Source organism: Compostibacter hankyongensis, assembly GCF_039541075.1.
Taxonomy (GTDB): domain Bacteria; phylum Bacteroidota; class Bacteroidia; order Chitinophagales; family Chitinophagaceae; genus Compostibacter; species Compostibacter hankyongensis.
In genome coordinates this window covers 339,843-362,220 of the sequence record NZ_BAABFN010000002.1, presented here as the reverse complement: position 1 = coordinate 362,220, position 22,378 = coordinate 339,843, and the positions used below count along the sequence as shown (strand labels likewise).

General features: G+C 56.4%; 19 protein-coding genes. 12 read left to right on the top strand and 7 right to left on the bottom strand.

Annotation, left to right across the window (positions count from 1 at the left end):
• Nucleotides 1-37: 37 nt before the first annotated feature.
• On the bottom strand, nucleotides 38-1,192 hold the full coding sequence (locus ABD851_RS06345; protein WP_344977203.1) for a cysteine desulfurase family protein: 1,155 nt from the start codon (nucleotides 1,190-1,192) through the stop codon (nucleotides 38-40).
• Between the two features lie 313 nt (nucleotides 1,193-1,505).
• On the opposite strand from ABD851_RS06345, the gene ABD851_RS06340 reads away from it, so the two are divergent.
• Nucleotides 1,506-1,979, top strand: a complete 474-nt coding sequence (locus ABD851_RS06340) for a Dps family protein (protein WP_344977200.1) — start codon at nucleotides 1,506-1,508, stop codon at nucleotides 1,977-1,979.
• Nucleotides 1,980-1,998: 19 nt separating this feature from the next.
• On the opposite strand, the gene ABD851_RS06335 is transcribed toward ABD851_RS06340, so the two are convergent.
• Together ABD851_RS06335 and ABD851_RS06330 are read right to left on the bottom strand one after the other, a co-directional pair.
• The gene (locus ABD851_RS06335) at nucleotides 1,999-3,270 is read right to left on the bottom strand and encodes a PepSY-associated TM helix domain-containing protein (RefSeq protein ID WP_344977197.1); all 1,272 of its coding nucleotides are present in this window, start codon (nucleotides 3,268-3,270) and stop codon (nucleotides 1,999-2,001) included.
• 111 nt (nucleotides 3,271-3,381) lie between these two features.
• A complete protein-coding gene (locus ABD851_RS06330) occupies nucleotides 3,382-4,863 on the bottom strand; it encodes an aminotransferase-like domain-containing protein (protein ID WP_344977194.1) in 1,482 nt (493 codons plus the stop codon).
• A 113-nt stretch (nucleotides 4,864-4,976) separates the two neighbouring features.
• On the opposite strand from ABD851_RS06330, the gene ABD851_RS06325 reads away from it, so the two are divergent.
• The 6 genes from ABD851_RS06325 to ABD851_RS06300 all read left to right on the top strand — a co-directional run bounded on the left by ABD851_RS06325 (nucleotide 4,977) and on the right by ABD851_RS06300 (nucleotide 13,359).
• Entirely contained in the window at nucleotides 4,977-5,885 is a 909-nt protein-coding gene (locus tag ABD851_RS06325) for a DMT family transporter (RefSeq protein ID WP_344977191.1), read from the top strand.
• Between the two features lie 4 nt (nucleotides 5,886-5,889).
• The gene (locus tag ABD851_RS06320; protein WP_344977188.1) at nucleotides 5,890-6,351 is read left to right on the top strand and encodes a GNAT family N-acetyltransferase; all 462 of its coding nucleotides are present in this window, start codon (nucleotides 5,890-5,892) and stop codon (nucleotides 6,349-6,351) included.
• Nucleotides 6,352-6,510: 159 nt separating this feature from the next.
• A complete protein-coding gene (locus tag ABD851_RS06315) occupies nucleotides 6,511-7,929 on the top strand; it encodes a glycogen synthase (RefSeq protein ID WP_344977185.1) in 1,419 nt (472 codons plus the stop codon).
• A gap of 6 nt (nucleotides 7,930-7,935) precedes the next feature.
• Nucleotides 7,936-9,207: a glucose-1-phosphate adenylyltransferase gene (locus tag ABD851_RS06310; protein ID WP_344977182.1), complete on the top strand. Its 1,272-nt coding sequence runs from the start codon at nucleotides 7,936-7,938 to the stop codon at nucleotides 9,205-9,207.
• 46 nt (nucleotides 9,208-9,253) lie between these two features.
• Nucleotides 9,254-11,392 carry a 1,4-alpha-glucan branching protein GlgB gene (gene glgB / locus ABD851_RS06305; protein ID WP_344977179.1) on the top strand — a complete coding sequence of 713 codons (2,139 nt, stop codon included), beginning with the start codon at nucleotides 9,254-9,256 and terminating at the stop codon, nucleotides 11,390-11,392.
• Between the two features lie 68 nt (nucleotides 11,393-11,460).
• Entirely contained in the window at nucleotides 11,461-13,359 is a 1,899-nt protein-coding gene (locus ABD851_RS06300; protein ID WP_344977175.1) for a beta-N-acetylhexosaminidase, read from the top strand.
• A gap of 37 nt (nucleotides 13,360-13,396) precedes the next feature.
• On the opposite strand, the gene ABD851_RS06295 is transcribed toward ABD851_RS06300, so the two are convergent.
• Nucleotides 13,397-13,954, bottom strand: coding sequence for a DUF6580 family putative transport protein (locus ABD851_RS06295; RefSeq protein WP_344977170.1), 558 nt, complete (start codon nucleotides 13,952-13,954; stop codon nucleotides 13,397-13,399).
• Between the two features lie 140 nt (nucleotides 13,955-14,094).
• On the bottom strand, nucleotides 14,095-15,309 hold the full coding sequence (manA, locus tag ABD851_RS06290) for a mannose-6-phosphate isomerase, class I (protein ID WP_344977167.1): 1,215 nt from the start codon (nucleotides 15,307-15,309) through the stop codon (nucleotides 14,095-14,097).
• Nucleotides 15,310-15,420: 111 nt separating this feature from the next.
• Here manA and ABD851_RS06285 point away from each other — a divergent pair, with 111 nt between their 5' ends.
• Complete coding sequence (locus ABD851_RS06285; protein WP_344977164.1) at nucleotides 15,421-15,777, top strand: YraN family protein; 357 nt, start codon at nucleotides 15,421-15,423, stop codon at nucleotides 15,775-15,777.
• Nucleotides 15,778-15,982: 205 nt separating this feature from the next.
• Nucleotides 15,983-16,339 (top strand): VOC family protein, encoded by a 357-nt coding sequence (locus ABD851_RS06280; RefSeq protein ID WP_344977161.1) that lies wholly within the window; start codon nucleotides 15,983-15,985, stop codon nucleotides 16,337-16,339.
• Nucleotides 16,340-16,376: 37 nt separating this feature from the next.
• Here the strand turns inward: ABD851_RS06280 and ABD851_RS06275 are convergent, their stop codons facing one another.
• Nucleotides 16,377-17,978, bottom strand: coding sequence for a peptide chain release factor 3 (locus ABD851_RS06275; RefSeq protein ID WP_344977158.1), 1,602 nt, complete (start codon nucleotides 17,976-17,978; stop codon nucleotides 16,377-16,379).
• A gap of 115 nt (nucleotides 17,979-18,093) precedes the next feature.
• Between ABD851_RS06275 and ABD851_RS06270 the strand changes: the two genes are divergently transcribed.
• Genes ABD851_RS06270 through ABD851_RS06260 form a run of 3 tightly spaced genes read left to right on the top strand, consistent with a single transcriptional unit; the run spans nucleotide 18,094 to nucleotide 21,080 of the window.
• Nucleotides 18,094-19,344 carry an ABC transporter permease gene (locus ABD851_RS06270; protein ID WP_344977155.1) on the top strand — a complete coding sequence of 417 codons (1,251 nt, stop codon included), beginning with the start codon at nucleotides 18,094-18,096 and terminating at the stop codon, nucleotides 19,342-19,344.
• A gap of 12 nt (nucleotides 19,345-19,356) precedes the next feature.
• The gene (gene tsaD, locus ABD851_RS06265) at nucleotides 19,357-20,361 is read left to right on the top strand and encodes a tRNA (adenosine(37)-N6)-threonylcarbamoyltransferase complex transferase subunit TsaD (RefSeq protein WP_344977152.1); all 1,005 of its coding nucleotides are present in this window, start codon (nucleotides 19,357-19,359) and stop codon (nucleotides 20,359-20,361) included.
• Nucleotides 20,358-21,080: a tRNA1(Val) (adenine(37)-N6)-methyltransferase gene (locus ABD851_RS06260; RefSeq protein WP_344977149.1), complete on the top strand. Its 723-nt coding sequence runs from the start codon at nucleotides 20,358-20,360 to the stop codon at nucleotides 21,078-21,080. The genes tsaD and ABD851_RS06260 overlap by 4 nt, the downstream gene beginning before the upstream one ends.
• On the opposite strand, the gene ABD851_RS06255 is transcribed toward ABD851_RS06260, so the two are convergent.
• Nucleotides 21,075-22,358, bottom strand: a complete 1,284-nt coding sequence (locus ABD851_RS06255; protein ID WP_344977146.1) for an NAD(P)-dependent oxidoreductase — start codon at nucleotides 22,356-22,358, stop codon at nucleotides 21,075-21,077. The genes ABD851_RS06260 and ABD851_RS06255 overlap by 6 nt on opposite strands.
• Nucleotides 22,359-22,378: the final 20 nt, after the last annotated feature.

Genomic DNA, 22,378 nt, shown 5'->3' with positions numbered 1-22,378 from the left:
AACGAAATTTCAGCTGCGGCTAAAACCGGTTACCCTCCTACGGATTCCGTAAAGCCGTTACCGCTTCGTCGATCCGGCGGAGGGTGTAGCTGATCTGCTCTTCCGTGTTGGACCGTCCCAGGCTGAAGCGTAGCGAGGCATAGGCCAGGACATCGTCCAACCCCATCGCCTTCAGCACGTGCGAAGGGGTGGTGGTGGCGGAGGAACAGGCGGAGCCGGAGCTCAGCGCGATGTCATTGTTGTTCAGCAAGGTGAGCAGCTCTTCTCCCTCCACGCCTCCAAAGGAGATATTGGTGACATGCGGGAGCCGTTGCTCCCGGTTTCCGTTTACAGCCGTGCCGCTCAGCTGCAGCAGGGCATCTTCCAGCCTGTCGCGCAGCACTGCCGCATGCAGGGCATCCTGCTCCATCCGCTCAGCGGCCAGCGCAGCCGCTTTTCCAAATCCCACAATGCCGGGTACGTTCAGCGTGCCGCTTCTCAGCTTCCGTTCGTGTCCGCCTCCGTCCATTTGCGCACGCAGGCTAACGGGCTGGCCCCTACGCCGTATATACAAGGCGCCCACTCCTTTGGGACCGTACATCTTGTGGGCGGTAAATGCCATCAGATCGATACCGGTATCCCGCACGTTCAGCGGGATCTTCCCCACCGCCTGTACGGCATCCGAAAAAAGGAGCACTCCGCGTTTCTGTGCAAGGGCGCTTATTTCCCGCATCGGCTGCAATACGCCGGTTTCGTTGTTGGCATACATCAGCGCGATCAAGACCGTATCCGGTGCAATCGCCGCTTCCAGCCCGGCCGGATCGACCAGTCCGTCGCCGCCCACCGGCAGAACGGTAACCCTTGCCCCTTTCTGCTGCAGGTGCCGGCAGGTATCCAGCACTGCGTTATGCTCGGTCGCTGCCGTGATGATATGTCCTTTCCCCGGAAAATGTTCTTCAAAAATGCCCTTGATGGCAAGGTTATCCGCTTCGGTGGCCCCGCTGGTAAAGATTATTTCGGCAGGGTCGGCGCCGATCAGCTGCGCCACCTCTTCCCGGGCTTCCGCTACGGCGTCCTCCGCCATCCATCCGAGAGTATGGTGGCGGCTGGCGGCATTCCCAAAATTTTCCGCAAAGTAGGGAAGCATGGCTTCCAGCACCCCGGGATCGCAGGGAGTGGTAGCATTATGGTCCAGATAAACAGGTAATCTCATGCCGCGTTCGTTTTACTCCGGCCGTTCCGGTATGCGCTTCCAACAGCTCTTTTTCGGGGAGCCGGTTTTCGGGGAACCGGCCGCCGGAAACCAATTTATAAAATTTTCTTCACAAAGAAGATACCGCAATTTCCTGCTTTACGGTAAAAATGCTAAATTTGGACAGTGGTGCATCTAAGTCCTGTTACAACCTTATCATTATGGAACCCGGCATGATAATATTTTGCACTACAACATCATCATGCGAGGTTTCGCCTTCCTGCCGCAAAGCGATAGCAGGCGGGTCTGATCATTAAAACAAAAATATCAACAGATGAAAGCAAACATTGGTATTTCCGAAAAGAACAGCAGCGCCGTGGCGCTTATCCTGAACAAACTATTGGCCGATGAAGTGGTTTTATACACCAAAACGCGGAACTATCACTGGAACATTGAATGCGCCAGCTTCATAGAGATGCACAAGTTCTACGAAAGCCAGTATAACGAGCTGCAGCTCATGATCGACGAAGTGGCGGAGCGGGTGCGTAAGATCGGCCATTTTGCCGAGGGAAGGCTGAAGGATTTCCTCAAGCTGACCAACCTCGACGAAGAAGAGTATACGGCAGATCAGTTCACCCAGATCAGAAACCTGCTGAACGATCATGAAACCCTCGCCCGCACAGTCAGGAAGCAGATCGGCGAAGTGGAAGAAAAATACAAGGACGTGGGCACGGTGGACTTTCTCACCGGCATTCTCAAGCAGCACGAAAGCATGGCCTGGATGCTGCGGGCCTATCTGAGAAAATAAGCACAGGTTAACACACGGGTCAGACAGCGGGAGGTATATGTTTCTTCCGCTGTCTTTTTTTATTCCACCATACATAAAACCCGGTCACCGGAAGGCTGGCGCAGATCAGGCTGATCATCAGGGCCAGCACCTGGGTGGGCAGTCCCCCGATGGTGCCTACATGTATATCGTAATTCATGCCGGAGAGTTTTTCCCCGGAGGATTTGTCGCGGTAGAGGTCCCTGCTGAGCAGCGTTCCGGAATAGCGGCTGAAATAAAGCACATTGTATTTGTAATAGGCATAACGGGTCATCCGCGCGCTCATCAGGATGGACCCGTCCGCTTCCCCGGGCATTCCGGAGGTGATGATGGAACCAGCATCAGGGATCATTCTCCAGGCGGTGGCCAGCGCCCTGTCGAGCGGCTTCATTCCTCTGGTGTCTTCCGTTGCAAGCGGGGATTTCACCACCGGCTCTTCCGCATAGGTAGTCTGACCTGTGGTCAGGTAAAGAAAAGCCTTGTTCACCCATTGGAAGGAATAGGTCAGCCCGGTGATCGCGATCACCAGGGCCAGCAGCAGGCTGTAAAAGCCGAGCACATTATGAAGATCGTAGTTGAGCCTTTTCCAGCGGGCCGTCCACCTGACCTTAAAGCTCCGCTCGCGGTTGGCCCTGGTCCACTTTTTCGGCCACCACAGCACCAGACCGGTAATCAGCATCAGTACGAAGATGAGGGTGCTCCATCCGACAACAGGCTGCCCCAGCTCAGTGCTCAGCAGGAGGCTCCAGTGGATGAACTTGACGATGTTGAAAAACTCGTATTTGTTGTCGATGATGCCGCTGACCTCCCCGGTGCGCGGATTCAGATAGATGGTGTAATAATATTCCATATAACCGAAATAGGTAGGGGCTTCCTCGTCGGTCTTTATCGCCAGAAACTCCCAGGCCCGGTCTGGCGCCTTGTAGGTGGCTACGCTGCTGATCGGATACTGCGTCCCCAGCGCCCGCTGGGCCTTGTTCCACAGGCTGTCCAGCGGCAGCACGGGACCTTCGCCGGGGGGTACGAACAGCGCCTGGCGATGGAAGGCTTCGTATGCCTGCGGCTGGAAGACATAGACAGCGCCGGTAAGACTTACGATCAGCACGATGATCCCGGAGATCAATCCCAGCCAGAGGTGAAGCCATGCAGAGATACGGCGGAACAGCGATTTGCGTTTCTTCCGCTGCCGGGGCGCTGTCGGGGGGACGGCCTTTACCTGCTTCCGCAGCGTCGGCTGCGGCTCCCGGATCATATTTTCACTGCGGTGCTGCATCAGCATTTCAGGGCTGGCCGGAGAAGGGTGACGGCTTCATCTTCTCATCATTGTTGAGCGCAAAGGTATTGGCGGCGGCAGGGACACAGTTACGCGATCGGGAAAAGTTATTTAGGAATCGGGAATTTTTCCGCCGCGGACCTTCCGTTCGTTTCCTTCCATCTGGGAAGCCAGCAGGCCCAGCAGCCGGATAGCATTTTCATAAACGGGGGTGAGGGGTTGTCCGAAGCTCAGCCGGAAGAAATTACGGTACCGGTCCTGCGAGGTAAAGATGCGGCCGGGTGAAATGCTGATGCGGCAAGCTGCAGCCTGCTCCATCAGCTCAAAAGTATCTGTTTGCCCGTCGAGACCGATCCAGAGCACAAAGCCCCCCTGGGGACGGGACAGCCGGGTGCCGGCCGGGAAATGATTGCAGACCGACCGGGTATACTGGAGATATTGGGTATGCAGGGCCTGACGGAGCTTTTTCAGATGGAGGTCGTAGCGGCCGTTCTCCAGGAAGTGGGCGATGGCCAGCTGCGGCAGGGTAGGAGAAGCGCAGGAGCTCATATATTTCAGCCGCCGTACCTGCTCCAGGAAGATCCCCGGCGCCGTCCATCCGATGCGATAACCCGGCGCCAGGGTTTTGGAGAAGGAGGAGCACAGCAGCACGAGTCCCTTCCGGTCAAAAATCTTGCAGGTCCGCGGTCTTTCTTTTCCAAAGAAGAGATCCCCGTACACATCGTCTTCGATCAGGGGAATGCCATGGCGGGCCAGCAGGCCCACCAGCTTCTTTTTCTTGTCGTCCGGCATGCAGCTGCCCAGGGGATTGCTGAAGTTGGATACTACCAGGCAGGCGCTGATCCGGTGCCGGGAGATGGCGGATTCCAGGGCGTCGAGCTCGATACCTTCTTCCGGACAGGTAGGGATCTCCAGCACCTTCAGTCCCCGGCTCTCCATGACCTGGAGCACGCCGAAATAAGCGGGCGACTCTACGGCAATGGTATCTCCCGGACTGGCCACCGCCTGCAGGCAGAGGGTAAGCGCTTCGGAACAGCCGTTGGTCACCACGACCTCTTCGGCGGAAAGGCTGCCGCCCCAGTCCATGGAATGCCGCGCGATCTGCCGTCGCAGCCGGATATCGCCCCAGGGGGTACTGTAGGAAAGACAATGGTCGGCCGCACTCCTAAGGGACTGCACTACCGACTTGTTCAGCCGCGGAGCCGGCAGCAGCTCCAGCCCAGGGACCGCCTTGGAGAGACTGGTAAAACCGGGCTGGGCATCATACTGCGCTACCCGTATGGCCATGTCCGCGACGCTGACCGGCATGGCCCTGGAAAGGGGTCGGCTCACGGCCGGCAGCTCCACCCGCCGGACAGGCTGCCGGACATAATAACCCGAGCGGGGACGCGAAGCGATCAGCCCTTTGTTCTCGAGGTGATAATAGGCCTGGAATACCGTGCTCATGCTTACGCCGTGCTCGTTGCTGATCCGGCGGACGGAAGGCAGCCGGTCGCCCATCTTCAGCACCTCCGATTTGATCAGCGCTTCAAAACGTCCCGCCAGCTGCAGGTACAGGTGATCCTCATCACCGGAAAATTTACGTTGTTCCATATAACAGGATTATAAGCGGCCCCTCCAATCTGATATGGTCAAAATTAACAAAAGTGCATCTGTTTTTTCAAAATAAATTAACGGTACTTTGTGTGGCCAAAACATAACTTCTTATGCCCTTGTCCGAAAAATCAAAAGCTTTTATTGCGGTAGGGCTGGTCAGCTTCTTCTGGGGGACCACCTACCTGGGTATCCGTATCGGCGTGAAATATATGCCGGGACTGCAGCTCACGGCCATCCGTCAGTTTACGGCCGGCGCGATGGTGGTGGGCTGGTTTCTGGCAAAAGGTCACCGTATGCCTTCACCGGGGGAGCTTTGGAAGCTCGCCGTAATGGGTCTGCTGCTGCTGGGCGTAGGTAACGGCCTGCTCAGCTGGGGAGAGCAGTATATACCCAGCGGGCTGGCGGCCATCATCGCGGCATTGTCCCCGCTGGCCATCGCCCTGTTCAGCATGCTCCTGCTGAAAGGCACCCGCCTGACGCCCCGGATACTGGCGGGCCTGCTGCTGGGACTGGCAGGGGTGATCGTCATCTTTTACAACCGGATCAAAAGTCCTGCCGGAAATACTTTCCTCCCCGGTATCGCGCTCTGCCTGCTGGCCGTGACCGGATGGGGCTGGGGCAGCGTATTCATCGCCCGGCACAAGCTGAAGCTCGACGTGCTGTATGCTACCGGGTGGCAGATGCTGCTGGCCGGCATACTGCTTTTCCCGGCGAGCTATCTTTCGGGACAGGCCGTGCCCCTGCAGGAGATAGCCGTTAACGGATGGATGGCGGTGCTGTACCTCATCTTCTTCGGATCGCTGGTCGGCTACGTGGCTTATGTCTACGCTTTGTCCAAGCTGCCTCCCACACGGGTAAGCATATACGCTTACATAAACCCCATCGTAGCCATCCTGCTGGGCTGGCAGGTGCTGGATGAATCCCTCAGCCTCAGCATGGCCGCCGGCTCTGCCGTTGCGCTGGCCGGCATATATCTTGTCAATTCAGGGTTCAAAAAACAGATAGCGGCAAAAAAGTAAACAGATGGAAGTAAAGATCATCGACTACAGACCGGAACACGGGGCAGCGTTCCGGCGGCTCAACGAGGCCTGGCTGAAAAAATATTTCCGTGTGGAGCCGGTAGACCGGCAGGTGCTGAACCACCCGGAGGAATATATCCTCCGCCCGGGCGGCTTCATCCTGTTGGCGGAATGCGAAGGCCATATCGTCGGCACAGTGGCCCTGAAGCCGGAGCCGGAGACCGGGCTGTTTGAGATGACCAAGATGGCGGTAGACGAGGCCTGGCAGGGCAGGGGTATCGGCAGGACTTTGGGAGAAGCCTTGCTGGAGCGGGCCTGGCAGATGGGCTTAGCGGAAGTGATCCTGTATTCACAGACCGCCCTGGCTCCGGCAATCAGACTTTACCGTAAGCTGGGCTTTGAGGAAATACCCCTGAGCAATGTCCATTACAAGCGCTGCGATATCAAGATGCGAAAAAAGCGCTGAACCCTGTAAGACCCCGCCCCCAAAAAATCCTTTTCCCGTCTTTATTATTTCCATTTAATGTTATAAATTGGAAACGAAAACACCGGGGATGATATCGCTCCCAGCAGTGCGGCGTATGGCCCGGCAGCGGTTCAGGACGATTTTAAAACGGGCACGGACATGGAAATCATACACATCAGCGCCGAATGCTACCCGGTGGCAAAGGTGGGCGGGCTGGCCGATGTAGTGGGAGCGCTCCCCAAGTACCAGCAACAGAACGGCGATATTGCCAAAGTGGTGATCCCCTGTTACAAAACCCGTTTCCTGTTCGAAAACGAATTTGAGCTGGTTCACCAGGGGGGCATATGGATGGGCTCGCAGTGGCGACATTTCAACGTCATCAAGGAAAAGCACAACAAGCTGGGCTTTGATCTCTATCTGGTGGATATTCCCGGCCTGCTGGACAATGAACAGGTCTACGGGCACCACAACGATCCCGAACGTTTTCTGGGCTTCCAGATCGCTACCCTGGACTGGATCCGCAGCTGGCGGCACCGGCCGGATGTTCTCCATTGTCATGATCATCATGCGGCGCTTATCCCTTTTATGATCACCCAGTGCTCCTCCTATGCGCGACTGGAGGATATCCCCACCGTTCTTACCATACACAATGCGCAGTACCAGGGTCAGTTTGGCTGGGACCGCTGGCAGTGGCTGCCCGCCTTTGACTGGTGGAAGTCCGGTCTGCTGGATTGGGATCATGCCATAAACCCGCTGGCCTCGGCCATAAAATGCAGCTGGCGCGTCACCACCGTTTCCCCGGGCTACCTGGATGAGCTGATGTTTTCTGCGGCCGGACTGGAATCATTATTGCAGGGTGAAAAACAGAAATGTTCCGGTATTCTCAACGGCATCGATACGGAAGTATGGAACCCGGCGGATGATGAGCAGCTGCCCAAAAATTATACTACACGCAACCTTGCGGGAGGAAAAAAAGCAAACAAGGAAGCCCTGTGCAGCCGGTTCGGACTCAACCCGGACCTGCCGCTGGTATCATTTATCGGCAGGCTGGTAGGAGAGAAGGGGGCCGACCTGCTCCCGGGTATCATCGGGCAGGCCGATTATGAAACGGATCACGGTATCAGCTTCCTGGTGCTGGGCAGCGGCGATCCTTACGTGGCCTGGCAGCTGGAAGAGCTGAAGACCTATGTGAGACAACCCAACTATAACGTATATATCGGTTATGACGAAGCGCTTTCCCACTGCATCTATGCAGGGAGCGACTTCCTGCTGATGCCTTCCCGGGTGGAGCCCTGCGGGCTGAACCAGCTGTATGCGCTCCGCTATGGCACGGTACCGGTTGTACGTATGGCGGGGGGATTAAAAGATACCGTCATCGACTTTGGCGATGAGGGCGGCTATGGTATCCGCTTTATGCATCCCAGCGTTGCAGATGCCTGTCACGCCCTGCGCCGCAGTGTGGAATTATTTCAACAGAAAAGCCAGCTCGGCGAGCTGAGAAGAAAAATGATGAAGCTCGATTTCTCCTGGAAGAAATCCGCCCGGCAATATGCCGATCTGTACAGCAGTCTTAAATAAGCCGTTATGTCGAACAACGTCATGTCCGTCATCCTGGGCGGGGGGCAGGGGTCCCGCCTCTCACCGCTCACCCTGAGCCGCTCCAAGCCGGCCGTACCCATTGCCGGCAAATACCGGCTGGTGGATATCCCGATTTCCAACTGCCTGAACTCGGGGCTGCGGCGCATCTTCGTGCTCACCCAGTTCAACTCCGCTTCTCTCAACAAGCATATCAAAAACACCTATCACTTCGATAATTTCAGCGCCGGCTTCGTGGACATCCTCGCGGCCGAACAAACGCCGGATAACCCCACCTGGTACCAGGGTACCGCCGACGCCGTCCGGCAATGCCTCCATCACCTGGACAACCACGACTTCGAATATGTGCTCATTCTCTCCGGAGATCAGCTGTATCAGATGAATTTTATGGAAATGCTGAAAAACCATATCCTCCAGGAAGCAGATATCTCCATTGCCACCATACCGGTGAGCAGCCGTGAAGCCCCCGATTTCGGCATACTGAAAACCAATGCCGACCAGTTCATCACCTCCTTTATCGAAAAACCGGAAAAGGATATTCTCTCCGAATGGCGTTCGGAGGTAAGTGAGGAAATGGAACGCGAAGGAAGACGCTACCTGGCCTCCATGGGCATCTATATCTTTAACCGCCGCTTTCTTTTTGACGTACTGCGTGAAAACCGCGATGCCACCGATTTTGGTAAAGAGATCATACCCCAGTCTATCGAAAAATACAAAGTAACCAGCTTCCAGTATGAGGGGTACTGGACGGATATCGGGAACATCCATTCCTTCTTTGAAGCCAACCTCGGTCTTACGGAAGGCATTCCCCACTTCAATCTGTTTGACAACCAAAACAGCATCTATACCCGTCCCCGGATGCTGCCGCCTTCCAAGATATCCGGCACCACGCTCGAAAAAACGGTCATCGCCGACGGCTGCATCATCCTGGCCAGCCGCATCGAACATGCCGTGGTGGGTATCCGTACCCGTATCGGCAAAGGCACCACCATCGTAAACAGCTACCTGATGGGAATCGATTTTTACCAGACGCTCGAGGAGATCAAGGATGCCGTCAGCCGCGGCATACCGCCGCTGGGTATCGGGGAGCGCTGCTATATCGACAATACCATCATCGATAAGAACTGCCGTATCGGCAACGACGTCCGCATCAAGGGCGGCCCTCATCTTGAAGACGGGGAGCACGACCTGTATGTGATCAAAGACGGCGTGGTAGTGATAAAAAAAGGAGCTATACTGCCGCATGGCTTTTCCATCTGACGGCGCCGGTGAAAATGCTTTATCTTGGTCCGTGTAAATCTGGTTTATGGCGACTTCCAAAAAAACTTCCGGCATAGCATCCGCTCCCGCAAAAAAAAGTGCCGCCAAGGCGGCTGCCCGCCGGGAGGCCTCCGGAAAAAAAACGCCCGCTGCCCGTAAGACGGCTTCGGGAGCGCGGGGAGGGAAACCCGTTTCCCGCTACGTGGGAGAAGCGCCGGTCCTGACCGCCCTGCCGGGCACCATAGACAGGCAGCAGCTGAAACCCGTGGAGCCGCTGTCTCTCCTGACCGATTTTGATATCGCCCTTTTCAGCGAAGGCAAACATTTCCGGCTATACGAAAAGATGGGCGCCCATGCGGCTGTTTATGAAGACATACCCGGCGTATATTTTGCCGTATGGGCACCCGATGCCGCCTATGTTTCCGTGACGGGCGACTTCAACGAATGGGATGCCTATGCGCACACGCTTTTCCCGCGCTGGGATAACTCGGGCATCTGGGAAGGCTTTATCCCCCACCTGCAACCGGGCAGGCTCTATAAATACTTTATCCGGGGAAACAACGGACAGCATTACGAAAAAGGAGACCCCTTTGCCACCTTCTGGGAGGTAAAGCCCCGGACCGCCTCTATCATCCGGGATTTGGACTACAAATGGAGAGACGGCACCTGGATGAAAAACCGGGGAAAACACAATGCCCTGAGTAGCCCGATGTCCGTATACGAAGTACACCTGGGCTCCTGGAGGCGGCCGGAGCCGGGCAACGAGGACCGCTACTATACCTATCGCGAGCTGACCGAAATGCTGGTGCCCTATGTCAAAGAAATGGGATTCACGCATATAGAGCTGATGCCGGTAATGGAACATCCCTTCGACGGCTCCTGGGGGTATCAGCAGACCGGTTATTTTGCGCCCACCTCCCGTTACGGAACACCGCAGGAATTTATGGAGATGATCGATGCGTTTCACCGGGCGGGTATCGGTGTCATCCTGGACTGGGTACCCTCTCATTTTCCTTACGACGCCCACGGACTGTTCTGCTTCGACGGATCGCATGTTTACGAATATGCCGATATGCGTAAAGGCTTTCACCCGGACTGGAACAGCTATATCTTCAACTACGGCCGCAACGAGGTGCGGGCTTTCCTGATCAGCAACGCCCTGTTCTGGCTGGACAAGTACCATGTCGATGGCCTCAGGGTGGATGCGGTGGCATCCATGATCTATCTGAACTATTCCCGGAAGGAAGGCGGCTGGGCGCCGAATGAATTCGGGGGCAGCGAAAACCTGGAAGCCCTCTCTTTTCTAAGGCAGCTGAATGTGGCCGTCTACGGAGAATATCCCGATGTACAGACCATCGCCGAAGAATCCACCTCTTATTACGGCGTGTCCAAGCCAACCTTTATCGGCGGCCTCGGCTTTGGCATGAAGTGGATGATGGGCTGGATGAACGACACGCTGGACTATTTCAAAACCGATCCCCTGCTCCGGCAATGGCGGCAGAACCAGATCACCTTCAGCATCGCCTATGGCTTCAGCGAAAATTTTATGCTGCCGCTATCGCACGACGAGGTGGTACACGGCAAGTCGCCCATGATCTATAAGATGCCGGGCGATGACTGGAAGAAGTTCGCCAACCTGCGCCTGCTGTACAGCTATATGTTTACTCACCCCGGCACCAAGCTGCTTTTTATGGGCAACGAGTTTGCCCAGACCAGCGAGTGGAACTACAAAAGCGCATTGCAGTGGGAGCTGCTGGAATATCCGCCGCACCAGGGCGTGCAGCAGCTCATCCGGGATCTGAATGCCCTGTACCGGAAGCAGGCTGCCCTGTATGAAAAGCAGTTCAGCTATGAAGGATTTGAATGGAACGACCTGTCCGACCATCAGAACAGCATTCTCATTTATGTCAGAATGGGAAGCCGGGAAAAAGATACCCTGCTTGTGATCCTCAACATGACGCCGGTGCCGCGGGAAGATTACCGCATCGGGCTTTTCAAACCCCGGCGCTGGAAGGAAATTTTCAACAGCGATGACAAAAAATACGGGGGCAGCGGGGTCATCAACCGGGGCACCTTCACCGCCCACAGAGAACCCCACCACGGCAAGCCTTATTCCATACAGCTAACCCTGCCGCCACTCGGGGCGGTCATTCTCAAGGGGCTGGCAGCGCCAAAAAAGGACTAAGAATTCAGGTAACGAATGCGTAACTTGTTCCTGAAATCCTTTTTTATCCATTAACATTTATCCTGTTCATGAACAAAATTATTCTTCTGGCCGCCCTGTTCGCGGGGCTGTTCTTTTCACCGGTGCAGGCGCAGCAGAAAGCAGCCGATGCCGTTCACCTTATCCCCGAACCCGTATCCTTACACACCGGCACTGGGCATTTCCGGCTCAGCGGCCAGACGGCCATCGTGGTTCCTGCCGGCGACGCCGAAGCCCAAAAGCTGGGAAAAATGCTCGGTACCATGCTGGGAACACCTACCGGGTACAGCTTTCCGGTAGTTTCCACCCATAGCGGAAACCAGCCGGCTATTGTGCTGGCGCTCAACCGCAGCCCGCAGAGCGAGCTGGGCGAGGCAGGCTATACCCTCCGCGTAACGCCCGGCGGCGTCACCATTACCGCCAACCGGCACAAGGGCCTGTTCTACGGCATGCAGACACTGCTGCAGCTGCTGCCCCCGGAAATCGAAAGCCACGAGAAAACGGCCGGTATCACCTGGGATATACCGGCGGTGGACATCCTGGATTATCCCCGTTTCGGCTGGCGCGGCCTGATGCTTGACGTGAGCCGTCATTTCTTTTCCAAAGAATTTGTCGAGGCCTATATCGACCAGATGGTAAAATATAAATACAATGTTTTCCACTGGCATCTTACCGATGACAACGGCTGGAGGGTAGAGATAAAAAGCCTTCCGCAGCTTACGCAGCACGGCGCCTGGCGGGTGCCGCGCACCGGCCGCTGGGGCACCTTTGAAAAGCCGCAGCCCGGGGAAAAGGCCAGCTACGGCGGCTATTATACCCAGGACGATATCCGGGAGGTGATAAAATATGCGCAGGACCGTTTCGTGACCATCGTTCCCGAAGTGGATATACCGGCGCACAGCCTGTCGCTGATCTCCACCTTTCCCAACCTGTCCTGCACGCAGCTGCAGTATCCGGTAAATCCCGGAAGCCCCTTTTATAAAAAGGAAGATAATGTGCTCTGTATCGGCAACGACTCTACGTACCTCATTCTCGACAAGATATTTACCGAGCTGGCGCAGCTGTTTCCCGGCGAGTATATCCACGTCGGCGGCGACGAGGCATACAAGGGCTTTTGGGAAAAATGTCCGAAATGCCAGGCGCTGATGCAGCATGAGCACCTGAAGAATGTGGATGAGCTGCAGAGCTATTTTATAAAAAAGATGGAAAAAATGTTGCTGGCCAAGGGCAAGCGGCTGATCGGCTGGGACGAGATCCTGCAGGGCGGCCTGGCGCCGGAGGCGACCGTCATGAGCTGGCGGGGCATGGAGGGCGGCATTCAGGCGGCAAAGATGAACCACCACGTGGTGATGAGCCCCAACTCCTTTACCTATATCGATCTTTACCAGGGCGACCCCCTGGTGGAGCCGGCTACCTACAGCATGCTGCGGCTGAGCACCTGTTATGCTTTTGAACCGGTGCCGGAAGGAGTGGACCCGAAATATATCCTGGGCGGACAGGCCAATCTCTGGGCGGAGTCCATTGCCAATGAACGGCATGCCGAATACATGACCTGGCCCCGGGCCCTGGCCGTTGCCGAGGCCGTATGGTCGCCCGCGAAAAAGAAGAACTGGGACGGTTTTGTGCAGCGGATGGAGTCACAGTTTCCCCGTTTTGATGCGGCCGGGGTCAAATATGCCCGCAGCGCTTATGACCCCATCATCAGCGGTGTCAAAGACAGTGGCGGAAAGCTGCAGGTAAAGCTGGCGACGGAGATCGACGGGCTGGATATCTACTATACCTTTGACGGGACCGAGCCGGACAACCACTATCCTGAATACAAGGGTCAGCCGCTGGATATTCCCGAAGGGGCGAGCGAGATAAGGGTGATCACCTACCGCGACGGCAAGCCCATCGGAAGACAGATCAACTGCCCGTTATCAGAAGTGGAGAAACGAATAAAGAAATAAGCAAAGAGCTGGGCCGCAATAGCGGCCCGCTTTGTTTTCAGGCCATGCCTTCACGGCGGCGGAAGATAAAATACCGGGCCAGGGCATAGCCCCCGAAGAGGACGATGCAATAAAAAAGGTCGCCGATGATCGTATTGCCCAGGAAAGGGATGGCCAGGGTATAGGTGGCGATCAGACCTGCCCCGTCGTGGGTATAAGGCGCCTGTCCGCCTGTAAAAAGCCATACCCCCAGATTGGACAGCAGAAAAAACAGCAGGGAAGCCGACAACGATCCCAGCAGCACATTTTTCACCCGGAGATGGCGCAGCAGGCGGGTTCCCAGCAGAACGATCAGCAGAAAAGCGGCATAATTCATTACCTGAGGCCAGCCGTAAAATCCCGGCGTGCCGGTGAACAGGGCAAAGCAAAGATCGGAAAGCAGCAGGGCGCCCAGCGGCAGCAGGAAAGCCAGCCTGCGGTCCCGGAACGCGGCTCCGCCCAGTAAGGCGATAGCGGCGACGGGAGAAAAGTTGTATGGATGCGGCAGCAGCCGGCTCAGGGCCGCCGCTACGATCAGCGCTCCGGCGATCCAAACGGAAAGGGCTTGTTTTTTCACGGCATTATCTTTTTTACACTGCAAAAGTAAAAGAATAATCAAAAGTTAATTTGATGATTTGATGATGTGCTGATTTGATGATAAGATCCGGTTCCTTAAAATGCCTTTTACCTTTAATCCTTCACCTTTAACCTTTTACCTCAAAGAGGTACCCCCGCCCGGAAAAGGGTGGCTCCGTCTTCGGCGTGCAGGGTATAGGAGCTGCCGGCAGCTACCAGCGCCACAGCGCCCCGGGGCAGGACCAGCTTTCCCGTGCCGTCCGTTACCACTGCCGATCCCGCTGTCGTCAGCAGGATCTCCGCCGAAAAGGCCCGGTGGGTATGGGCGGGCATTCCGGCCTCCAGGATAAACCGGCTGATGGTAAAATCCGGTACAGGGCAGGCATAGACCTGTTCGCCGGGCGCTCCCGCCGCCCCCGTGAGAACGGCAGGCGTTACCGCTTCGAAGCGGGTATGCTTCAGGAGCTCGGGCACATCCACATGCTTGGGGGTAAGCCCTCCGCGCAATACGTTGTCGGAGTTGGCCATCAGCTCCATATTCTGACCTTCCAGATAGGCATGCGGTATACCGGCAGCCTGAAAGATGGCTTCGCCGGGTTCCAGCTGAACGATATTGAAAAAATAGATCGAAAAGATACCCCGGTCGGGAATCTCCCGGGACGAGATACCGCATTCCACCGCCCGGGCCGCCCAGAAATCCGGGTGCCGGCGGGAAAGCTCCTGCGCTTTATAGCGGGGCAGCACGCGCTCCAGCAAAGGCTGCAGCCGCCGGCTCACTTCCTGCTGCGACCACTCCATCACTTCCCGGTAGAGCTCCCGGTAACCGCCGGCTTCAAAAACGGGCAGAAGGTCCGTCAGCTCGGGCGTCTCCGTCAGCGTCCGCCGCAGGGCGGCCTCGGGCTTGAAGCCATGCAGCAGCCAGAACCGACTCAGCGCCACCATCACCTCGGGCTTGTGGTTATCATCTTTATAATTACGCTCCGGCGCATCCGGAGCTATGCCGGCGGCATTTTCACGGGCAAAGCCGGCTTCGGCCTCCGCCTTGGTGGGATGTACCTGGATGGAGAGCATCTGCTGCACGTCCAGCACCTTGAACAGGTAAGGAAGCCGGCCGAAACGTCGGGCCGTCTCCGTGCCGAGGAACCGCTCCGGAGCATCCGCTATCGCACGGTTCAGCGGGACAGGACCGCCGTCCCTTCCGGTTATCTCCGACGGCGCCTTGTCATGCGCTCCCATCCAGTATTCCGCCCAGGGCTCATGCTCCGGGTTCTCCCTGCCCAGCAGCTGCGGGATAAAAGTGTAGCCGCCCCAGGCATAATGCTGTACCTTCCCTTCCAAACTGAAAATGCCGTTCATCTTCCTTTTTTAGAACCTTCGTATATCCGTCGGCTTCATACCCGCGGCCAGACACGGTTTATCACAGAAAACGTATCTTTATTACGACAGCAAAAGTAACATAAATAAACGATGGACATACGGCAGCGGCTCGGGCAGACAGGAGAAGACCTGGCGGCAGCATACCTGCAGCAGCAGGGCTACCGCATCCTGCACAAAAACTGGCGACGGCTGCGCAAGGAAATAGACCTGATCGCCCGGGATGGCAGTACGCTGGTGTTTATAGAGGTAAAAACGCGCCAGGGCAATGCCTATGGCGTCCCCGAGCTGGCCGTGGACGCCCGCAAGCAGGAACACATACAGATGGCGGCAGAGCTTTACCTGGCCCATAACCCGCACGGCGGCGACTTGCGTTTCGATATTGTGGCGATCACCTACCGCTCCGGGACCGCTCCGGAGATACATCACGTGAAAGATGCTTTTTTTTAAACATTATGCCGGCTGCTGACATACACCTGTCACTCCCGGCACCCATCTTTGCAGGATAAAACAACGTCTGTCATGAAAATTTCCTGCTGTGAAAATCCTGTCGTGAGCTGGATGAGTATGTCAGCCCGCTTTATCACCATTATGTTGGGCGGCGTTATCCGGGGAACCGGCCTGAATCATTTTATTTACCTTACAAACCATACCCATGAGCACAGAACAGCACCACCGCAACCACGCCATTGACTACATCGAGTTCGCCGGCACCGACCTGGAACGCATCAAAGCGTTTTACCGGCAGGCCTTCGGCTGGCAGTTCACCGACTGGGGAGCGGAATATACCAGCTTTGAGGACGGCAGGCTTTCCGGAGGATTTTATCAATCGGCAACGGTGGCCCCCGGCGGACCGCTGGTTATCCTATATTCGGAGCATCTGGAAAAAACGCAGCAGCAGGTGGAAGCGGCGGGAGGCCGGATACTGAAGCCCATCTACTCCTTCCCCGGCGGACGGCGCTTTCATTTTGCCGATCCGGACGGCAACGAGCTGGCAGTATGGAGCGAGTAGGAGGAAAGCAACCGCCGGATCCGCCGCCGGTTCCCGGCTACTTAACCGGCTGTTCCTTTTTGTGGATCTCCGAGGTGAAATGAAATGTTATCTCGGGATGATTCTGCCGTTCGGTGTTGAGAAACCATTCGGATTGAGCCAGGTAGACGAGGTGACCGTCCTTGTCCTCCACGACGTTGGCTTGCTTGAACCGGGTAAATGTGTCGATGCTCTGGGCGTCTCCCGTGATCCAGCAGGCTTTGTAGAAAGGCAGGGTATTGAAGACGCAGGCTGCTCCGTACTCGTGCAGCAGCCGGTACTGGATGACCTCGAACTGAAGATCGCCCACGCAGCCGATGATCTTCCGGTTCCCGCCGTGCTGGGTAAAAAGCTGGGCCACCCCTTCGTCGGTAAGCTGTCGAATCCCCTTTTCCAACTGCTTGGTTTTCATCGGGTCTTTGTTGATCAGCTCTTTAAAAAGTTCAGGTGAAAAGCTGGGAATACCGGTAAAGTAAAAGTCTTCTCCCTCGGTAAGCGTATCGCCGATCTTGAAATTCCCGGTGTCGAAAAGTCCGATCACATCGCCGGGATAGGCATCGTCTACCACGTTTTTTTCCCGGGCCAGGAAGCTGTAGGGATTGCTGAAGCGGACGTCTTTGTCCAGCCGCACATGGTGGTAAAAGGTATTTCTTTCGAAGCGGCCGGAACAGATCCGCAGAAAGGCGATCCGGTCGCGGTGCCGCGGGTCCAGGTTGGCATGGATCTTAAAGACGAAGCCGCTGAAACGGTCTTCGCCGGGCTCCACCGTACGGACGCTGGTGGGCCGGGCCTGGGGGCGGGGAGCTATCTCCACGAAGGTATCCAGGAGATCCTTCACCCCGAAATTATTGAGCGCGCTGCCAAAAAATACCGGCGCCATTTCCCCCTTCCGGTAAGGTCCTTCGCCAAAGGGATCATACACCCCTTCCAGCAATTCCACGTCGCTTCTCAGCTGGGCGGCATCACTTTCATTAAATAATGCATCAATCCGCTTATCTGCTATGGTTTCCAGCATGATAAGGTCTTCATCAGAGGCCTTTTGATTGGGATTGAAAAGGAGTACGCTTTTATTGAAAAGGTTATAAACCCCTTTAAAATCCCGGCCCATGTTCACCGGCCAGCTGAGGGGCTGTACGCTGATCCTCAGCTTGGCCTCCAGCTCGTCGAGCAGGTCAAAGGGATTTTTTCCGTCACGGTCCATCTTGTTGACAAAGATAATGACGGGGGTATCGCGCATCCGGCATACCTCCATGAGCCTTTCGGTCTGCTCTTCCACACCTTTTACCGCATCTACCACCAGCACTACGCTGTCCACGGCGGTGAGGGTGCGATAGGTATCCTCGGCAAAATCCTTATGGCCCGGAGTATCCAGCAGGTTGATGAGCGTATCCCGGTACTCAAAGGTCATCACCGAAGTGGCCACGGATATACCGCGCTGCCGCTCTATCTCCATGAAGTCGGAGGTGGCGTGCTTCTTGATCTTATTGGATTTCACCGCTCCGGCCGTCTGGATGGCCCCCCCGAAGAGCAGGAATTTCTCGGTGAGGGTAGTCTTCCCCGCATCCGGATGGGAGATGATGGCAAAGGTGCGGCGACGGCTGATTTCGTTAGCGTACTTCACTTGGGTATGGCGGTTAAATGCTTCGGCGCAGACCGCGGCGGCAGGGCCGGCGGTTGCGGCTGAAAATTGCCGCAAAGGTAGTCTAAAAATCAACTTTTTCCCGTAGGTTTGTCGCATGTTTACCACATTAAAGATATTGTGGAATAGTCTGCTGATCGCCCTGCAGGAGCTGAAAGGCAACAAGCTGCGTACCTTTCTTTCGCTGCTGGGGGTCACCATCGGCATTTTCTGCATCATTTCCGTGCTTACGCTTACCAAGAGCCTGGAGCGGAACATACGCGATCAGATGTCGTCCCTGGGAAGCAATGTGGTATACGTAGGGAAATGGCCCTGGGCCGGCGGAGGAGGAGAATGGTGGAAATACTGGAACCGCCCTTCGGCCAAATTCACCGAGTTCAAAGCTGTACAGCAGCGGCTGACCAATGCCGGCGCCTGCGCCTATGAGTACAAGTCGGGCGGGAAAACCGTGGAATACGGCAACGACTATATGAGCGGCGTTACCATGGAGGCCATTACCTATGATTTTGCCGACATCCAACAGCTGAAGATCGCCAGCGGGCGCTTTTTCACCCAGAACGAGACCAACGGCAACGGGCAGGTGCTGATCGTGGGCGCCAATATCTGGGACGGGCTCTTCGGCACACCGGAGCAGACCATCGGCAAAACGGTGAGCTTTGAAGGAAGGAAATTTACGATCGTGGGCGCCATGCAGCGGTACGGCGATAACATGGTCGGTGCCTTCGACTACGACAACAGCGTGCTGGTGCCCTACCTGGCCGCCCGTCAGATCGTGGATGACCGCGGTCCGTGGGTCGATCCCGCCATTATGGTAAAGGCCAATCAGAACGTGAGCGTGGGCGCGCTGAAAGACGAGCTCAGGGGTGTGCTGCGGTCGGTACGGAAGCTCCGGCCCACGGAAGACGACAACTTCGCGCTGAACGAGCTGAGCATGGTCAACGATGGCATGAACCAGATGTTCGGTAGCCTGAACCTCGGGGGCGGGGCCATCGGCATACTGGCCCTGATCGTAGGCGCCTTCGGCATCGCCAATATCATGTTCGTCACCGTAAAGGAGCGCACCAATATCATCGGCCTGAAAAAAGCCATCGGCGCCAAAAGGAATGTGATCATGGCCGAATTTTTACTGGAGTCCATCCTGCTCTGCCTGATCGGGGGCGCGATGGGGATGGGGCTGGTATACCTGATCACCAAGCTGATCACTTCATCCGTAAGCTTTAATATATATATGAGCGCGGGCATCGTGGCTGCCGGCATTGCCACCTCGGTGATCACCGGTATCCTTGCCGGCTTTATACCGGCCTATTCGGCTGCCCGGCTCGATCCGGTGGTTGCCATCCGGAGCTGATCCTGTTTTTCCATGACGAATATACTTGCCATTGAGTCTTCCTGTGATGAAACGAGCGCTGCGGTATTGCAGGACGGGAAGATACTGTCCAACTTCATTGCCAACCAGCAGGTACACGAGCAATATGGCGGGGTGGTACCCGAGCTGGCCTCGCGCGCGCATCTGCAGAACATCGTGCCCGTCGTGGACGCTGCCCTCAGGAAGGCGGGCCTGACCAAGGCCGAGCTGGATGCCATTGCCTTCACCCAGTCGCCCGGCCTGATCGGCTCGCTGCTGGTGGGCTGCAGCTTCGCCAAGGCCATGGCGCTGGCGCTGGATATCCCGCTTATTGCCGTACATCATATGCAGGCGCATGTGCTGGCCAACTTTATCGAGGAGCCCCGCCCGGCATTTCCTTTTCTTTGTCTTACCGTTTCGGGCGGTCATACCCAGATCGTGCTGTGCGAAGATTTCCTGAAGATGACGGTTATCGGGGAAACGCAGGACGATGCGGCAGGCGAGGCTTTCGACAAAACGGCCAAGCTGCTGGGGCTGCCTTATCCCGGCGGGCCGCTGATCGACCGCTATGCCCGGGAGGGCGATCCTGAACGGTTTTCCTTTCCCGAACCCCGGATCCCAGGCCTCAACTTCAGCTTCAGCGGGTTAAAGACAGCCATCCTGTACTTTATCCGGGACGAGACCGCGAAAGATCCGGATTTTGTCGCCAAGAATCTTCCCGACATCTGCGCCTCGGTGCAGCACCGCATCATCACCATCCTCATGAACAAGCTGGTAAAGGCGGCACAGCAAACCGGCGTAACCCATGTAGGGATCGCCGGGGGGGTAAGCGCCAACAGCGGGTTGCGGGCCGCGCTGGAAACCTATAGCAAGCGATATGGCTGGCAGCATTATATCCCGAAATTCGAATACTGCACGGACAATGCGGCCATGATCGCCATCACCGCCTATCATAAATTCAAAGCCGGGCAGTTCAGCCCCCTCAGCGTGAGCGCCGGCGCCCGGGCAACCTGGTCATGAGCAATACCTATTTCCAGTTCAAGCAATTCCGCATAGGGCAGGAGCATTGTGCGATGAAGGTCTGTACGGACGCCTGTATCCAGGGAGCCTATACTGCCGCCGCCCTGCAAAAGGCAACCCTGCCGGTGGGTCGCGCGCTGGATATCGGTACCGGCACCGGCCTGCTGAGTCTGATGCTGGCCCAGCAGCTTCCCGGCGCGATTTTCGATGCCATCGAGCTGGATGAAGCTGCCAGCCGGCAGGCGCAGGAAAATGCCCGGCATTCTCCCTGGCCCGACAGGATTAACGTCCGGCACGGGGACGCCCGTACGTTTTTATACCCGCAGCCTTACGACCTGATCATCTGCAATCCGCCCTTTTACGGGCAGGATCTGAAAAGCGGGGATGAGCGCATCAACCGGGCCCGGCATGCGGTGGAGCTGGACTTTTCCGGATTGCTGGCCATAGCGGACCGCTGGCTGAAAAAAGAAGGCCTCCTGGGGATCATGTTGCCCGGCCACCGTTTTGCCGCATTCGCCACCCTTGCAGCCGGCCGGGGACTTTTCCCGGAAAGGCTGCTGCAGGTAAGACAGACGCCCCGGCATGATTTCTTCCGCAGCATAGCGCTTTTTTCCTGCCAGCCGCGGGAAAACCTTATGGAAGAGCTGACCATCATGAACGGGAATGCCTATACGCCGGAGTGCGCGGCGTTGCTGCAGCCTTACTACCTCTATTTATGAAAGGCCCGCATAAGCGGACAGGTACCGGAAAGCAGGCGTCAGCCTGCCGGCTTTTACGAGGGTACCCTGCCGGATCATTTTACCTTCTCCCTGCAGCAGGTCGTCAAACACGTACTTGATCAGCTGTTCGCCAAAATAACGCGAAGCGTCGCGCGGCAGCTCGTTGGGCAGGTTGCCCACACACATCATATCCACGGTGCCCGGGAGAAAGGGAGCGGTCTTTTGCCGGGTAAAGCGATCGACACCATATACCGGATCTGCAAGCATTGCGTCGCCAAGATTACAGGGAACAGATCCTTCCCGGTCGTTGGTAACATCGGCGATGACTTTTATGCGGAAGCCGGTCTGCTGCATATCTTCCCAGGTAAAAAGAGGAGCCATACGCCCCTCCCAATAGATGCCGTTGACCAGGATATCTGCCGCTGTAGTAAAAGGAAGAAAATGGCAAGTATATCGATCCGGATGACGGTGAAAATCCTCCCGGCTGTATAGCCCGTCCGTGCGTCTGTAAAGCTTTTCCCCTTTCAGCTGCGTATATACGGGATAATTATAGTCCGATATCAGAAACTCTTCCGGCGGCACATCCTTGATGCCCAGCATGCCCATTACTTCGAGCGCGCCGGCGGCCACACGGCCCGATCCGGTCAGCACGATCTTCAGCGGGGGTAGCTTCATCCCGAAATAGGTCTCGGAGAGCGCTCGCAGGTCGTGACACTGCCGGGCCGGCTGCAGGACATAAGCCCCTGTTTTTTTTCCGTAGGCCAGCAGCCCGTTATGCGCACCGACCACGCCGGCAAAAAATCCAAACCCGAGTATACGGTGCCCGTCGTCATGCACCAGACATTCGTAGTCGATGAGCGTGATCTTTTTGGCCAGCAGCGCCTGCATCAGCGCCCGGTTCTGCGGCTGCTGCTTCCGGGTATGGGAAAAGAAAAGATAGGTTTTGCCGGGAACAAGCTGTTCCGCCGGCACCTCCTTGATGCCGATCAGGATATCGCAGTCCGTAATATCTTCCTGCAGCGAGATCCCCGCCTGCCGGTATTCCCCATCGCGGTAGCAGCGGGAAGGAGAGGGCTGTACCGTCAGCCGTACCCGCGGGTAGTGCTGTTGTATCCAGGCACATTGCCGCGGGGTAAAAGCTACCCGGTTATCTTCGGGGATTTTTCCCTCCCGGATCAATGCTATCTTGACAGGATGGTTCATTACTGCAAATATACGGGTAGCGCGGGGAAGAGCGGCCGATACCGTCCAGGCAAGCCATATACGCAACAGGTACACGCTATTGGAATTACGGAAAG